The organism is Nocardioides mangrovicus (assembly GCF_003674065.1).
Taxonomy (GTDB): domain Bacteria; phylum Actinomycetota; class Actinomycetes; order Propionibacteriales; family Nocardioidaceae; genus Marmoricola; species Marmoricola mangrovicus.
Genome location: NZ_RDBE01000006.1, coordinates 334,050 through 348,908 on the forward strand (window position 1 = coordinate 334,050; position 14,859 = coordinate 348,908).

Consider the following 14,859-nt stretch of genomic DNA (forward strand, 5'->3'; position numbering starts at 1 on the left):
CGTCGCATCCTGTCGGCGCTGCGCCCGCGCGAAGCGCGCACCTCAGACCCGGCGGGATGCGACGCCTCGGCGAGACAGAAGCGAACCGGACCGTCAGCCCGGACCGCGGGAGAAAACGGGTTGGTCTGAACGTCGGGAACCGTCTCGTCAGTCCCGGGTGAGCCTGCGGTGCGTCACCCGGTGGGGCCGAGCCGCCTCGACGCCGAGGCGCTGCACCTTGTTCTCCTCGTACGCCGCGAAGTTGCCCTCGAACCAGAACCAGTTCGCCGGGTCCTCGGCGTCGCCCTCCCAGGCCAGGATGTGGGTGGCGACACGGTCGAGGAACCACCGGTCGTGGGAGGTCACCACGGCGCAGCCGGGGAAATCGAGCAGTGCGTCCTCCAGCGAGGAGAGCGTCTCGACGTCCAGGTCGTTGGTGGGCTCGTCGAGCAGCAGCAGGTTGCCGCCCATCTTCAAGGTGAGCGCGAGGTTGAGCCGGTTGCGCTCGCCGCCGGAGAGGACGCCGGCCTTCTTCTGCTGGTCGGGGCCCTTGAAGCCGAACGACGCTACGTAGGCGCGCGAGTTCATCTCGAAGTTGGCGACCTTGATGAAGTCCAGGCCGTCGGAGACGACCTCCCAGACGTTCTTGTTGGCGTCGATGCCGCCGCGGCTCTGGTCGACGTAGGAGATCTTCACCGTCTGGCCGACCTCCAGCTCGCCGGAGTCGGGCTTGTCGTCGCCCACGATCATCCGGAACAGCGTCGTCTTGCCGACGCCGTTGGGGCCGATGACGCCGACGATGCCAGCGCGCGGCAGCGTGAAGTCCAGGTCGTGCATGAGCTGACGCTCGCCGAAGCCCTTGCTCAGGTCGCGGGCCTCCAGCACGACGTCGCCCAGGCGCGGACCGGCCGGGATGTTGATCTCGGAGGTGTCGATCTTGCGCATCCGGTCCGCCTCGGCCGCCATCTCCTCGTAGCGGGAGAGCCGCGCCTTGCTCTTGGCCTGCCGGGCCTTGGGGTTGGAGCGGACCCAGTCCAGCTCCTTCTCGAGCATCTTGGCGCGCTTGGCGTCCTTCTGCCCCTCGATCTTCAGGCGCTCCTTCTTGGTCTCCAGGTAGGTGGAGTAGTTGCCCTCGTAGGGGTGCGTCTTGCCGCGGTCGAGCTCGAGGATCCACTGGGCGACGTTGTCGAGGAAGTACCGGTCGTGGGTGACGGCCAGGACGGCGCCCGGGTAGGCGGCCAGGTGGCCCTCCAGCCACTGCACGGACTCCGCGTCGAGGTGGTTGGTGGGCTCGTCGAGCAGCAGCAGGTCGGGCTGCTGCAGCAGCAGCTTGCACAGCGCGACGCGGCGCCGCTCACCACCGGAGAGGTTGTCGACCAGGACGTCGGGCGGCGGGCAGCGCAGCGCGTCCATGGCCTGGTCCAGGCGGCTGTCGAGGTCCCAGGCGCCGGCGTTGTCGAGCTCGGTCTGCAGGTCGCCGGTCTCCTGCATCAGCGCGTCCTGGTCGGCGTCGGGGTCGCCCATCTCCATGTAGGCCTCGTCGAGGCGGCGCATCTTGGCCTTGAGGTCGCCCACCGCCTCCTCGACGTTCTCCAGCACGGTGGCGCCCTCGGTCAGCGGCGGCTCCTGCTGCAGCATGCCGACGGTGGCGCCCGGATCGAGCAGGGCGTCGCCGTTGTTGGCCTGCTCGAGCCCCGCCATGATCTTCAGCAGCGTCGACTTGCCGGTGCCGTTGGGTCCGACGACGCCGATCTTCGCCCCGTGCAGGAACGAGAGGGTGACGTTGTCCAGGACCACCTTGTCGCCGTGGGCCTTGCGCACGTTGCGCAGCGTGAAGACGTACTCAGCCATGCCGATGAGCCTACGAGGCTGGGGTCGTTTCCGGTCCACAGCCCCTGCCCCGGCGCAGTTCTCCACAGCCTGACCACGCGGCGGGTGCGGCCCGCCGCCGGCCCGGCTTGGCTGGTCCTACGAGTCGAGAGGAGCAGACATGAACGAGTCGACGGTCACCCTGCAGGGGTGGGTAGGCAGCGAGGTGCGCGAGCGCGACGCCAACGGGGTGCCGGTGGCCAGCTTCCGGCTGGCCTGCACGCCGCGCTACCTCAAGGAGGGCACCTGGACCGACGGCCCGACGTCGTGGTTCACCATCAATGCCTGGCGCGGGCTGGCACACAACGTGGTCGAGTCGGTGCACAAGGGCGACGCGGTGTTCGTCGAGGGCCGCATCCGCGCCGACACCTGGCAGCGCGACGGGCTGCCCGACAGCACCACGCTGGTGGTCGACGCCCGCGTGCTCGGGCACGACCTCAACCGCGGGGTGTGCAGCTTCGTGCGGCCGGTGCGCGGCACCGTCACCGAGGAGCAGGCGGCCGAACCGACCCGTGGACCGGAGCAGCCCGTGCAGGAGGTGGCGTGAGCCGTACCGCCCCCGGCAGGCTCGCCAGGATCAGGCCAGGGCCCGCTGCAGGCCCTCGCGCACCTTCTTGTAGGCCTCCAGCTCGGAGTCGACGGGCCGCAGGATCATCTCCTCGGTCACCCCGCTGATCGCCTGTCGCAGCCGCCGATCGGCCGACCGCGCCCGGTTGCGGGCGCCGATGCGGACCAGGACGCGGCTGACCGCGGCCAGGACCAGGCCGATCGCGAGACCGGCGACCAGCAGCAGGGTGGGCGCGGGCAGGCCGCCATAGTGGGGCGGGTCGGCCGGGTTGAGCTGCATGAAGTCCATGACCGCCACGGCGGCCAGCCAGCCCAGTCCGGCGACGACGGCCAGGATCGCGAGCCACTGCACGACCTGGACCAGCCGGCACCACAGCGGCACCTTGCCCGCCCCCAGCGGCGTGGAGGTGATGGCCCGGTCCACCGCGTCGGCGAAGTCGTCGCCGTGGGAGGTCGAGGCCCGTCGCACCGCGCGCACCCAGGGCTGGGCGAGGCCACCGGACACCTCGTCGGCCACGTGGCGCACGGCGGTGTCCACGCGGGCGCGCTGCACCTGGGTGGCCTCGGGCACCGACGAGCGTGCGCTGACGACCATCTCGCGACCCTCCGTGTCCAGGTCGAGGTGGAGGCGCTTGAGCGGGTCGGGTCGCAGCCGCGACACCCACGTCAGCGGCGGCCAGCCGGTCGCGCGGGCAGCACCCAGCCGGGAGGAGCGCTGGACGGCATCGACGACGACCGGGACGCCTGCCGCGTCGGCGACCGCGGCGGTCAGCTCCGCCCGGGTGGCCGACGTCAGCTCACGCGGCGGGGCGGACCCGCAGGCCGTGTCGAGCCGCTCGGCGGCTTCGTGGACGTCGATGCGGAACCGGGCGCGGCTGGCCTTCTTGTCCTGCACGCGCTGGGTGATCAGCCGCTTGAGCTCGGGGATCCCGTCGCCGGTGGTGGCGGAGGTGGCCACCACCGGGATGCCCTCGAGTCCGTCGAGGGCCAGCAGCCGCCGGACGTCCTCGATCATGCCCTGGCGCTTGTCGCGCGGCACCTCGTCGATGTGGTTGAGCACCACGATCATGACGTCCTTGTGGCCGGCCAGCGGCGCGAGGAACTTCTGGTGGACGGCGGCGTCGGCGTACTTCTGCGGGTCGAGGATCCACACCATGAGGTCGGCGAGCACGATGAGGCGCTCGACCTCGAGGTGGTGGGCCACCTCGGTGGAGTCGTGGTCGGGCAGGTCGAGCAGCACCAGGCCGCGCAGGTCCTTGGCCTCGCGGCCCTTGTCCAGCATCGAGTCGCGGGTGGTCTGGTGTCGCTGCGGGATGCCCATCCACTCCAGCAGCTCCTCCGCGCCTGCGGGACCGCCCCACAGGCAGGCGGTGGCCCACGAGGTGGTGGGCCGGCGCACGCCGGTGGAGGCGAGGTCGACGCCGGCGAGGGCGTTGAAGGTCGAGGACTTGCCCGAGCCGGTGGCACCGGCCAGCGCGACGACCGTGTGGTCGGGTGAGAGCCGCAGCCGGGCGCCGGCACGCTCGACGATGGCGGCGGCCGGCGCCAGGTCCTCCTCGGCCAGCCGGCCGCGCGCCTGGTCGACGGCCTGCTGGAGGCCGCCGATCTGCCCGGCGAGGTCGGAGCGGCGGCCGAGCAGCCGGCGGGCGCCTTCGAGGAGCGAGCTCATCCCTGACCACGGTCCTGTTCGCGGCTGAAGTCGGTCAGCGGCGTGGCCTCGTGGAACCCCACCGCGTGGCCGGTGCCGGCGGACTCGGCGCTCTTCTGGGCGAAGCGCAGGTCGTCGACCCGGCGGGCCAGCTCGCGGATCAGCTCGGGGCTCTCGGCGGAGATCTCCAAGGTGTCGATCCGATCGGTGAACCGACGCTGCTCCTCGGCCAGCAGCACCTGGACGCGCTCGGCCAGGTCCTCGCGAGCGCGTTGGGCCAGGCGGCGGACCGCCTGGTCGCCGAAGACGGCCTCGAGGAGCTTCTGGCCCAGCAGGGCGCTGCCGCCCGCGATGCCCACCTCGGCGCCGGTGAGCCCGGCCGTGGAGGCGAAGACGACCACCATCAACGCGACGCCCAGGCCGTTGACGCCGTAGGCGAGGAAGCGCGCGGTGGTGCGCTTGCCGGCGCCCTCGCTGCGGACCAGGTCCATCACCCCTTGCTGCCAGTCGCGCACGGCGCGGTCGGCACGACCGCGGAAGTCGCGTGAGGCGCGGCCGAGGTCCTGACCGCCGTCCTCGAGCAGCCGGCGGCCCGCGGGCACGCCGTGCCAGGCGTTGGCGGCGCGCTCGGCGGCGTCCTCGGCGTTCTCCAGGATCAAGGTGTGCAGTCCGGACTCCACCGCGACCGAGACCCGGCCGGCCTGCTGCGGCTTACCGCGCACGGCGTTGCCGAGCCGGTCGCGCAGCCACCCGACCTTGGCCTCCAGCCCCTTGAAGAACTCACCGGTGCCGACGAACTCCTGCCACCGCGCGAGCACCTCACCGCGCAGCAGGGTGCCGTCGGCGCAGCCGCGGTCGATGGCCAGCAGGGCGTCGGCGTAGGACTGCTCGACGTCGCGCAGCAGCCGGCCGCGGATGGCGACCTGCTCGGTGGCGGCGTCGGCGACCTGGTGCGAGGAACGCGCCAGGACCCGGATGGTGCCCTCGAGGGTCTGGCGCACCACCCGGCCGCGGGCTCCGGAGTCGGCGGCCAGCGCGGCCAGCCAGTTCTTGATCTCCACGACGTCCTCGGGCGGCAGCAGTCCGTCGGCGTCGACGTGGCCCTCGCGCACCACGAACAACGGCGAGTCGCGCAGCCCGCGGGCAGTGAGCATCCGGGCGAGGTGGCTGCTCACCTCCGCGACCGCGGCCGGGGGCGTGCGGTCGAGCACGATGGCCACGGCGGCGCTGCGGTCGGCGGCGCGGCGCAGGTAGTCCCAGGGCACCTGGTCGGCGTACCGCGCGGCCGTGGTGACGAACAGCCACAGGTCCGCGGCAGCCAGCAGCTCGGCGGCCAGCACGCGGTTGCTCTCCTCGACCGAGTCGACGTCGGGCGCGTCGAGCACGGCGAGCCCGGGCGGCAGGACCGATGAGGCCACCAGCTGGAGGGCACCGGGGTCGTTGGTGGGGCGCTGGGTGCGCTCGAGACCGGGCAGGATCCGGTCCTGGCCGAACCACTCGGCGTCGCCGGTGCTGTGCACCAGCACCGGGGAGCGGGTGGTCGGGCGCAGCACGCCGGGGGTGGTGACCTGGGTGCCGACGAGTGAGTTCACCAGCGTGGACTTGCCCGCACCGGTGGAGCCGCCGACGACGGCGAGCAGCGGGGCGTCGAGCTGCACCAGCCGGGGCAGGACGTAGTCCTCGAGCTGGTCGACCAGCTCGACGCGCTGCGTGCGCCGCTCCTCGACCTCGGGCAGGTCCAGCGGCAGCGAGGTCTGGGCCAGGGCGTCGCGCAGCCGCACCAGGGTGGTGAGCATCTGTGCCGACGTCGCCCCGTCGGGTCCCGGCGGCATGCCGGGGCGGGTGCCGCTCACGCGAGTCCTCCGGCGGCAGGTCCGACGGCACCGCTGGGGCCCGTGGCGCGCGGCCAGACCAGGTGCGGTCGCAACCGGATGAGCTGGTCGACGTAGGCCTGGCCGCGTGCGGTGGCGTCGCGCGGGGCGGTGCCGCGCAGGTAGCGGCTGTGCAGGAAGCCGAGCTCGACGGCGGTCTGCTGGTACTCGCGCATCACCCCGAGCGCGTCGGGACCACCGGCCTGCCGGGCGTAACGGCGCGCAGCGCGGCGGGCCGGCAGCCGGACCAGCCAGGGCACCTCGGCGGGGTCGAGGAAGCCCCGGCGGGCGCAGTCGGCCAGTGAGTCGGTGAGCATGCGGGCCTCGCGGCGGCGCGCCCAGATCGCGAAGCCGGCCAGCAGCGCGAAGGCGGGGACCATGACGAACAGGTAGGTCAGCACGAAGCCGCGGCCGCCGCCCATGAAGGCCGAGGCGTTCCACGTGGCGTGGGCGGCGACGGCGAGCAGGTAGCCGCCGATCGGAGCCAGCACGCGCACGGCCGGACGGCGGCTGACGACGGCCAGGCCGACGCCGATGCCGGTGAAGGTGGTGAACAACGGGTGGGCGAACGGGCTGAAGATGCCGCGCACCACGAACAGCCCGACGGCGCTGCCGATGCCGCCCAGCTGGCCCTGCTCGCCGACGTAGGCCGAGGAGAGGTAGAGGATGTTCTCCACGAAGGCGAAGCCGACGCCGACCATCCCGGCGTAGACGATCCCGTCGAGGACCCCGTCGAGCTCGTTGCGGCGGAAGAAGAGCAGCAGCAGGATGAACAGTCCCTTGGCCGCCTCCTCGGTGACCGGGGCCACCACGGCGCCGCTGAACGACTGGGGCGCCCGGAACGCGAACTCTCCGACCAGCTGCAGCACCAGCGCGCTGGACGTCGCCACGAACGCACCCCAGCCCAGCCCGAGCAGGAGCAGGGTGCGCGGCTCGGGCTCGTAGCGGTCGAGCCACAGGAAACAGCCCAGCACCGGGCCCACCGGGAGGGCGGCGAGGACGGCGCCGACGACGATCGCGCCGGGGGCGTCCGAGGCCAGCAGGACGAAGCCCATGGCCAGCGCGCCGAGGAGCATCGCCACCGAGACCGAGACGGTGAAGCCCAGTCCGCTGCGCCGCGGGACCACACGGGTCGGAGACGGCGCGACAGACATGGACGAAACCCTAGTAGTTCGGGTCGTAGGCTTGCCGAATGGCAGCGGGTGAGCAGGACGCGCAGGCACCGGGCGAGCTCGAGCAGGAGCACACCGAGACCCACGACCTCCAGGTGCCACAGGCCTGGGCCGAGTTCATGCGGAAGGGCTGGGGCGAGCGGGAGCTCGACCTGCCCGCCCACCCGGTCACGCCGTGGGCGGCCCGCCGTCGGGAGCGACTGGCCGGTCAGTTCCCCGGCGAGCGGCTGGTGGTGCCCGCCGGCGGCTTCAAGGTGCGCTCGAACGACACCGACTACCGGTTCCGGCCCGACACCGCCCACACCTGGCTCAGCGGCAACCAGACCTCCGACGCCGTGCTCGTGGTCGAGGACGGCGAGGCCACCCTGTTCGCGCGCCCGCGCAGCTCGCGCGAGAGCGACGAGTTCTTCCGCGACCGCCAGTACGGCGAGCTATGGGCGGGGCGGCGACCCTCGCTGCGCGAGATCTCCGACTCCCTCGGCGTGACCACCCGTCACCTCGACGACCTCGACGACGTGCTGGCCCGGCCGGGGAAGACCCGGGTGCTGCGCGGCGTCGACGCGCGGGTGGACGCGGCGGTCGCCGGCGACGAGGACAGCGACATCGAGCTGGCCAAGGTGCTCTCGGAGCTGCGGCTGGTCAAGGACGAGTGGGAGGTCGGCGAGCTGCGGACCGCCTGCGACACCACCACGCTGGGCTTCGAGGACTGCGCGCGCGAATGGGGCGACGTGCTGCGCTACGGCGAGCGCTGGGTCGAGGGCACGTTCTTCCGACGGGCCCGCGCCATGGGCAACGACATCGGCTACGACTCGATCGTCGGCGGCGGGCGCCACGCCACGACGCTGCACTGGATCGACAACACCGGTCCGATGACGCCCGGCGAGCTGGTGCTGCTGGACATGGGTGCCGAGGCGACCTCGCTCTACACCGCCGACGTCACCCGCACGCTGCCGATCTCCGGCACCTGGACGCCGCTGCAGCGTGACCTGTACTCGCTCGTGCTCGAGGCCCAGACGCAGGGCATCGCCGCGGTGCAGGTCGGGGCGACGTTCCGCGGCGCCCACCACGCGGCGATGGACGTGCTCGCCCACGGTCTCGACGACCTCGGGCTGCTGCCGGTCTCGGTCGACGAGGCGCTGGCCGAGGACAGCAAGGTCTACTCGCGCTGGACGCTGCACGGGGTGAGCCACATGCTCGGCATGGACGTGCACGACTGCGCGCAGGCCGACCCCGACATCTACCCCCAGGGCGACCTGGAAGCGGGCATGGTGCTCACCGTCGAGCCGGGCCTGTACTTCCAGGAGGACGACCTGCTGGTGCCCGAGGAGCTGCGCGGGATCGGGATCCGCATCGAGGACGACATCCTGGTCACCGCCGACGGCCCCGTGAACCTGTCCGAGGCCCTCCCCCGCGAGCCCGACGCCATCGAGGAGTGGATGGGCTCACTGCGCCGGTGAGTCCAACCGGGCCCGCCGGGCGGCGCGTCGCAGCGTGGTGAGGATGGCGGGTCCGAGCACCACGATGGCCAGCGCGTTGGTGATGGCCCGGCCGGTGTCGAAGCTGCCGGTGGAGGTCAGCAGCGTGTAGACGCCGAACCGGTGCAGGTTGTCGACCAGCGGGTCGCCGGGGACGAACGACAGACCGCCGTCGTGACCGGGGACGGCGACGCCGAGCAGGAACGGCCAGCTCGACAGGTTCATCAGCAGCCCGAAGACGTAGGCCGCGACGACGCCGTAGGCCACGAGCATCGCGATCTCGGCTCGGCCGGTGACCCGGCGCGGTAGCAGTCCGGCACCCAGACCGATCCAGGCCGAGGCCAGCATCTGGTAGGGCAGCCAGGGGCCGACGCCGGCGGTGAGCAGCGCGGAGGCGAACAACGAGGTGCAGCCGAGCACGAACCCGAAGCCGGCGCCGTAGACCCGGCCGGCCAGCACCAGTAGGAAGAAGACGAACTCGATCCCGGCCAGACCGGCGTCGAGGCCGCGCAGCACCGCGTTGCAGGCGGTCAGCACGCCGAGCACGGCCAGCACCTTGGCGTCGATGCCGCCCTCGCTGAGCTCGGCGAGGACCACCAGCACGACGACCGGCAGCAGCACGAGGAAGAAGAACGGCGGCGAGACGGTGTCGCCGTGCACGCGCACGTGCACCAGCAGCGGCCAGCAGAACATCAGCAGCCCGGCCACGCTGGCCAGCCCAAGCACGGCGGCCGAGCGCGGCCGCAACGCCAGCGCCGGACGAGTCACTGCACGACCGGTCAGGTCGAGCGCGCTCATCGCTGCTCCCGGGCCGCGACGACCTGCTCGACGGTGAGCCAGGGCGGCCCGAGGATCTTGGCGACCTGCGGCGCGAAGGCCGGCGACTGAGCCAGCACCTCGCCGGTGGGGCCGGACGAGACGACCTCGCCGTCGGACAGCACGATGACGCGGTCGGCCACCTCGGCGACGAACTCGACGTCGTGGCTGGCGACGACCACGGCCCGGCCCTCGGCCGCCATCGCGAGCAGCACCTCGGTCAGCGCCCGCTTGGCCGGGTAGTCCAGGCCGCGGGTCGGCTCGTCGAGCGCCACCACCGCGGGCGCGGCAGCCAGCACGACGGCGAGCACCAGCGCGAGCCGCTGGCCCTCGGACAGGTCGCGCGGGTGGACGCGGTCGTCGACGCCCGGCACCAGCCGGTCGAGCAGTGCCCGTGTGGTGCCCGCCGCCGCGGCGGCGTCGCGGTCGGCGGCCGTGCACTCCTCACCCACGGTCTCGAGGTAGAGCAGATCGGCCGCGGTCTGCGGCACGAGGCCGACGCCGACGCTCCCCGACACGGAGCCGGCCGCGCGGCGCGCGGGCTCGCGCAGCGCCCACAGCAGCGAGGACTTCCCCGACCCGTTGCGGCCCATCACCGCGGTCACGGCCCCGGCCGGCAGGTCGACGTCGACGTCGCGCAGCGCAACCGTCTGCCGGCCGGCGGAGCCATACGTGACCCGCAGACCGCGAGCGGCAAGGCCCTCGCCGGCGGCGGGGGTGTTGCCGGGCGCCCGGCAAAACTCTTGGTCTTGTGAGGTTGGTGGGACTGGTGGGATCGGTGAGGCATGGCGAGCGGCCCGGCGGGCGTCGCGCACCGAGAGCGGCAGCGGCGACCACCCGGCCACCCGGCCCAGCTCGACGATGGGCGGGACCACCGGTGAGGCGGCCAGCACCTCGGCGGGCGGGCCCACCACGACGGTGCCGTCGCCGGGGAGCAGGCACACCCGGTCGGCGAAGGGCACCACCCGCTCCAGCCGGTGCTCGGCGACCACGACGGCCAGGCCGACGTCGTGCACCAGGCGGGCCAGGGTGGCCAGCACGTCCTCGGCCGCGGTCGGGTCGAGCGCCGAGGTGGGCTCGTCGAGCACCAGGAGCCGCGGGTGCATGGTGAGCACCGAGCCGATCGCCACGCGCTGCTGCTGACCGCCCGAGAGGGTCCGCAGGTCGCGGCCGCGCAGGTCGGCCACCCCGAGCAGGTCGAGGGTTTCCTCCACGCGGCGGCGCATCGTCGGCGGGTCGAGGCCGAGCTGCTCCATGCCGTAGGCGAGCTCCTCCTCCACCGTGTCGGTGACGAAGCCGGCGCTCGGGTCCTGGCCCACGTAGCCGACGTCGGCGGCCCGCTCCCGCGGCGGCCGGGCGGTGATGTCGACGTCGCCGAGCCACACTCCCCCGCTCATGGTGCCGCCGGTGAACCACGGCACCAGGCCGTTGAAGGTGCCCAGCAGCGTCGACTTGCCCACGCCGGTGCGCCCGGCCACCAGCAGCAGCTCGCCCTCCTCGACGGCGAGGTCGACGTCGCGCAGTACCCGGTTGCCGGCCAGCTCCACGCCGACCGCGCGCAGCTGCATCACGAGGACGTCCTCGGCGCCACCAACGCGGGCACCAGCCCGAGCAGCACCAGCAGCAGCGCGGCCAGCGTGAGCGTCGGCGCCGCGGTGAGGGCGGGGTCCTGCACCGCCGGCTGGTGCGGCAGCAGCACGAACGCCGCCGCCGCCACCAGCACCCCGCTGCCGGCGACCAGCAGCTCCGGTACCCGCCACGGGTCGGGCCGGTAGCGCGTGCGCTGCACCCGCCGGCCGGCGGAGACGAAACCGGCCGCCGCCGCCAGCGCCCCCAGGACGAGCATCGGCACCGCCAGCACCCGCGGGGCGCTCTGGTCGAGCACCGCGTACACCCCGACGCTGATGCCCACCAGCCCGGCGATGAGCAGCGTGCCGGTCACCCGGCGCTGGCGCGGCGTCAGGTCGCCGGCCCGGCCGTAGCCGCGGGCGTCCATGCCGGCAGCCAGCGCCAACGACCGCTCGAGCGCGTCCTCGAGCACGGGAACCAGCAGCCGACGCAGGCTGCGGCGACCGTGTCCGGAGCCGCGCAGGCGCTGCGCCTGGCGGACCCGCCGCACGCTGTCGGCCAGCTGCGGCAGGATCGCCACCGCCACCACCACCGTCGTCCCGACCTCGTACAACGCGGGCGGCAGCGACTTGAGCAGCCGCTTGGGGTTGGCCAGCGCGTTCGCCGCGCCGACGCAGATGAGGATGGCGGCCAGTCGCATGCCGTCGTAGAGCCCGGCCAGCACGGTGTCGGCCGTGACCGGCCCGAGCAGCCGGATGCCCAGCACCCAGTGCGGCAGCGGGATCTCGGGCAGGTCGAGGAGCACGGTGCCGGTGCCGGTGGCGCCGCCGAGCACCACCCGGAACAGCACCCGCAGCACCACCACGACCAGACCCAGCCAGAGGTAGAGCCGGAACGCCCGCGACCACGGGTGGTCGGAGCGTCGCAGCGCGACCACCACCCCGGCCTCGGCCACCACCAGCAGGAGCAGCAGCGGGTTGGTGGTGGCCGACGCCGCCGCGGCCAGGCCGAGCGCCCAGATCCACCACGCCCCGGGATGGAGCTCGCGCGGGAGCTGCCGCACGCGGACCCTCGCCCGGGGCAGCTCGGCCGTGGTCACACGCCTCGACGCCGCCACACGACCGCGCCGAGGCCGCCCCCGGCCAGCAGCACGACCACGATCACCGGCAGCCACCACGGCAGCGTCCCACCACCGGTCTGCTGACTGTCATCGGTCGTGGCCGCCGCGGGTGAGAGCGCCTGGGCGCTCGACGTCGCGCTCGGGGTGGCCGTGGGCGACGGCGTGGCGGCCGCCGGTGTCGCCGCGGTGGGGGTCGGGGTGGGCGTTGGGGTCGGCGCGGAGGTGGTGGCGGTGCTCGCCGCCACCGTCGCGGTCGACGCCGCACGCGGCGTCGCCGAGGCCGTGGTCTTGGTCTTGGGCTTGGACTTCGTCGTGGACTTGGACGTGGGCGCGCGGGTCGGCTTCGCGGCGGAGGTGGCCTTCACCTGCGTCGGCGCGACCCCCGGCGGGTTGGCGTTGGTGCTCCCCTGCCAGGCGAACGCGACGCTGCCGCCGGCAGGGACCTGCAGGCCTCTGACGCCGCTGGTGGAGTAGGTCCACCCACCGCCCTGGCCGTCGTTCCAGAACAGTCCCCAGTAGGCGTCGGCCGGCGAGGTGGTGGTGCACGGGTCGCTCTGCGGGGCGTTCTCGACCCGGCACACGAACCCGGGCTGGCGCGAGGCGTAGCTCAAGCTCACGCCGACGTCGCGGAAGATGTCGTCGGCGTACCGGCCGCCGCCCGCGGTGTCGCAGGACTGCCGCACCCCGCCCCCGAGCTGGTGGAAGTCGACGACGACGGTGACGCCGCCCGCGGTGCAGGCACCCGCCGAGCTCGGCGCGGCGCCCGCGGGCGCCGCGCCGAGAACCAGGAGTGCTGCGATCGCGACCAGGAGTCGGGTCACCGCACCACCTTGAAGGTGATGGCCCCCTTGCGAACCCCGCCGAAGCGGCCGAACACCTTCACCGTGACCTTGCGCACCCGCTTGCCGGCCTTGAAGCTCAGCGAGACCTTGCCCTGAGCATTGGCGACGCGGTTGATGGTGGTGCCGTAGACCTTGATCCGCACCGGCTCACCGGTGGCGAAGCCCTTGACGGCCAGGTACTGCCGGGCGCCGCGCTTGATCCGCTTGTGCGAGACGTAGGTCTTGAACTTCGCGTTCTGGAGCACCTGCACCGACGCCGCGGCGCTGCGACCCTGCGAGTCCACGATGGTGTAGCTGGCCGTGCCCGACTTCGGCGCCGTGACCGAGACGTCCGCCGTGCCGCTGGCACCAGCCGTGCCGAGCTTGGCGGTACCGGGACCGGTGACGCACACCGAGTCACCCGGGGCGACTCCACTGACGCTGATCGTCGTGGCCGCCTTCGGCCGGGCGAAGCCGTCGGTGGTGGAGACGGGGCCGGTGCCGGTGGGCGCGTTCCCGAGCACGAGCATGCCCTGGGTCGTGGCGCGGCGGAACTTGTCGAGCACGGTGGCGTTGCCGAGACCGTTGTAGCGACCGGTGCTCAGCGTGGCGGCGTCGTAGCCGACGGTGCCCTGGGCGTTCGACAGCGCGTCCGTGCACGCGGCCGGCTGGTGCACCTGCAACGAGCGCACGTAGACGGCCGCCTTCTGGGCGGCCGCGGTGTCGCCGAGCAGGCCGAGGGCGTACCCGGCGAGACCAGTGCTGTTGGCGTTGCTGGCCGCCGTGCTGGTGCCGCCCCCGAACGAGCCGTCGGATTTCTGCTGCGAGGCCAGCCAGGTCTTCGCCGTGTTGAGCTTGGCGGTGATCGCTGGGGTGGCGGCGAGCTGGCTGAGCTGGATGACCGCGATCGACGTGGCGTCGGTGTCGGCGGTCGAGGACGCCGTGCATCCCGCCGCCGACAAGCTGAGGCTGAAGTAGCCGGCGGTGCACTCCTGGTTGAGGAGCGCGTTGACGGCGGCCGACGCCTCGCTGGATCCGGCGTTCGTCAGGCCGCGCGCGGCGTAGGCCTGACCGATAGTGCTGGCGTAGTTGTCCCCCGAGCTGTCCGCTACCACACCGGTGGTGTTGTCGGTCAGGTCGTTCATGCGGGTCAGGATGTTCTGCCCGCCGTAGGTGCCGTTGGTGTACCCGTTCGCCTGGGCGAACACGAGGAGCTTGGCCAGCGAGTTGGCGTAGTAGGTCGTCGTGTTCGTGGAGGAGTCGGTGTAGCTGTAGTAGTCGGTCGCGTTGGTGCCGGAGGCGACCGCGTTGGCGATGGCGGTCCGCTGCGGGGCGTGGCCGCCGGCGACACCCAAAGCGTCGAAGGCGTCGATCGACAGCCCGACGTCGTTGCCGTAGGGGCCCACCATGAGGCCGCCCGACGAGAGCTGCCCGGCCACCCAGTCGGCGGCACCGGCCAGCGGCTTCGGGTCGTTCGCGGCCTGCGCGGGCGCCCCGACGAGCGCGGTACCAGCCAGCGGCAGCACGAGTGCGGCGGCGGTGGCGACGCCACGCAACCGGCGCCTTCCCGGGGCTCCCGGAGCGGCAGAGAAGATGGTCATGGGTGTCCTTCCCGCTGCTGGCGGAAGGGCGGCGCTCCCGAGTGCCGCTCATCCACCGTTGTCCTCGACAGCGTGTGATGAAGACGCCTCGCCCCAGGCGCTCCGGCTCGTCACGCCTGGCGACCAGGCGGGACACACGGTTGCGGGACAGCGCCGGAATCGGACCGGCTTCCCCTGTGGACGTGCGTATGCGGTTGTGTGAACGAACGGTAACCCATCTGTGAGCCACTACCCTGTGGCCGGTCGGGCCCCCGTAGCTCAGCTGGATAGAGCAAGAGCCTTCTAATCTCTAGGTCGCAGGTTCGAGTCCTGCCGGGGGCGCTGGTCCTCGCCGCAGGCGGAACCGGAGGG

Annotated in this window: 11 protein-coding genes and 1 tRNA gene; 3 read left to right on the forward strand and 9 right to left on the reverse strand. The window is 73.0% G+C overall.

The genetic code is table 11. The features are described from left to right. Positions 1-147: 147 nt before the first annotated feature. A complete protein-coding gene (ettA, locus tag D9V37_RS07510) occupies positions 148-1,830 on the reverse strand; it encodes an energy-dependent translational throttle protein EttA (RefSeq protein ID WP_121805514.1) in 1,683 nt (560 codons plus the stop codon). Positions 1,831-1,969: 139 nt separating this feature from the next. On the opposite strand from ettA, the gene D9V37_RS07515 reads away from it, so the two are divergent. Continuing rightward, positions 1,970-2,395, forward strand: coding sequence for a single-stranded DNA-binding protein (locus tag D9V37_RS07515; RefSeq protein ID WP_121805515.1), 426 nt, complete (start codon positions 1,970-1,972; stop codon positions 2,393-2,395). 30 nt (positions 2,396-2,425) lie between these two features. On the opposite strand, the gene D9V37_RS07520 is transcribed toward D9V37_RS07515, so the two are convergent. Genes D9V37_RS07520 through D9V37_RS07530 form a run of 3 tightly spaced genes read right to left on the reverse strand, consistent with a single transcriptional unit; the run spans position 2,426 to position 7,088 of the window. Beyond that, positions 2,426-4,084, reverse strand: a complete 1,659-nt coding sequence (locus tag D9V37_RS07520; RefSeq protein ID WP_121805516.1) for a P-loop NTPase family protein — start codon at positions 4,082-4,084, stop codon at positions 2,426-2,428. Next, a complete protein-coding gene (locus D9V37_RS07525) occupies positions 4,081-5,916 on the reverse strand; it encodes a P-loop NTPase family protein (protein ID WP_198412431.1) in 1,836 nt (611 codons plus the stop codon). The genes D9V37_RS07520 and D9V37_RS07525 overlap by 4 nt, the downstream gene beginning before the upstream one ends. Beyond that, on the reverse strand, positions 5,913-7,088 hold the full coding sequence (locus tag D9V37_RS07530) for a PrsW family intramembrane metalloprotease (RefSeq protein ID WP_121805517.1): 1,176 nt from the start codon (positions 7,086-7,088) through the stop codon (positions 5,913-5,915). Before D9V37_RS07530 ends, D9V37_RS07525 begins: the two co-directional genes overlap by 4 nt. Before the next feature lie 38 nt (positions 7,089-7,126). Here D9V37_RS07530 and D9V37_RS07535 point away from each other — a divergent pair, with 38 nt between their 5' ends. Continuing rightward, positions 7,127-8,563 (forward strand): aminopeptidase P family protein, encoded by a 1,437-nt coding sequence (locus tag D9V37_RS07535; protein WP_121805518.1) that lies wholly within the window; start codon positions 7,127-7,129, stop codon positions 8,561-8,563. On the opposite strand, the gene D9V37_RS07540 is transcribed toward D9V37_RS07535, so the two are convergent. Genes D9V37_RS07540 through D9V37_RS07560 form a run of 5 tightly spaced genes read right to left on the reverse strand, consistent with a single transcriptional unit; the run spans position 8,549 to position 14,508 of the window. Beyond that, entirely contained in the window at positions 8,549-9,379 is an 831-nt protein-coding gene (locus D9V37_RS07540; protein WP_121805519.1) for an ECF transporter S component family protein, read from the reverse strand. The genes D9V37_RS07535 and D9V37_RS07540 overlap by 15 nt on opposite strands. Beyond that, on the reverse strand, positions 9,376-10,965 hold the full coding sequence (locus tag D9V37_RS07545; protein WP_121805880.1) for an ABC transporter ATP-binding protein: 1,590 nt from the start codon (positions 10,963-10,965) through the stop codon (positions 9,376-9,378). Before D9V37_RS07545 ends, D9V37_RS07540 begins: the two co-directional genes overlap by 4 nt. Beyond that, positions 10,965-12,029, reverse strand: a complete 1,065-nt coding sequence (locus D9V37_RS07550; protein ID WP_232524798.1) for an energy-coupling factor transporter transmembrane component T — start codon at positions 12,027-12,029, stop codon at positions 10,965-10,967. Before D9V37_RS07550 ends, D9V37_RS07545 begins: the two co-directional genes overlap by 1 nt. 32 nt (positions 12,030-12,061) lie before the next feature. After that, entirely contained in the window at positions 12,062-12,907 is an 846-nt protein-coding gene (locus D9V37_RS07555; protein ID WP_121805520.1) for a hypothetical protein, read from the reverse strand. Then, positions 12,904-14,508, reverse strand: coding sequence for a prenyltransferase/squalene oxidase repeat-containing protein (locus tag D9V37_RS07560; protein WP_147455891.1), 1,605 nt, complete (start codon positions 14,506-14,508; stop codon positions 12,904-12,906). The genes D9V37_RS07555 and D9V37_RS07560 overlap by 4 nt, the downstream gene beginning before the upstream one ends. Positions 14,509-14,755: 247 nt before the next feature. Between D9V37_RS07560 and D9V37_RS07565 the strand changes: the two genes are divergently transcribed. Continuing rightward, positions 14,756-14,829: transfer RNA gene (locus tag D9V37_RS07565), tRNA-Arg, on the forward strand. Positions 14,830-14,859: the final 30 nt, after the last annotated feature.

Bases quoted from the DNA above. Each gene is read 5' to 3' on its own strand.
- D9V37_RS07540 (WP_121805519.1), bottom strand. From the start codon at position 9,379: ATGAGCGCGCTCGACCTGACCGGTCGTGCAGTGACTCGTCCGGCGCTG.
- D9V37_RS07515 (WP_121805515.1), top strand. From the start codon at position 1,970: ATGAACGAGTCGACGGTCACCCTGCAGGGGTGGGTAGGCAGCGAGGTG.
- D9V37_RS07520 (WP_121805516.1), bottom strand. From the start codon at position 4,084: ATGAGCTCGCTCCTCGAAGGCGCCCGCCGGCTGCTCGGCCGCCGCTCC.
- ettA (WP_121805514.1), bottom strand. From the start codon at position 1,830: ATGGCTGAGTACGTCTTCACGCTGCGCAACGTGCGCAAGGCCCACGGC.
- D9V37_RS07530 (WP_121805517.1), bottom strand. From the start codon at position 7,088: ATGTCTGTCGCGCCGTCTCCGACCCGTGTGGTCCCGCGGCGCAGCGGA.
- D9V37_RS07560 (WP_147455891.1), bottom strand. From the start codon at position 14,508: ATGACCATCTTCTCTGCCGCTCCGGGAGCCCCGGGAAGGCGCCGGTTG.
- D9V37_RS07545 (WP_121805880.1), bottom strand. From the start codon at position 10,965: ATGCAGCTGCGCGCGGTCGGCGTGGAGCTGGCCGGCAACCGGGTACTG.
- D9V37_RS07535 (WP_121805518.1), top strand. From the start codon at position 7,127: ATGGCAGCGGGTGAGCAGGACGCGCAGGCACCGGGCGAGCTCGAGCAG.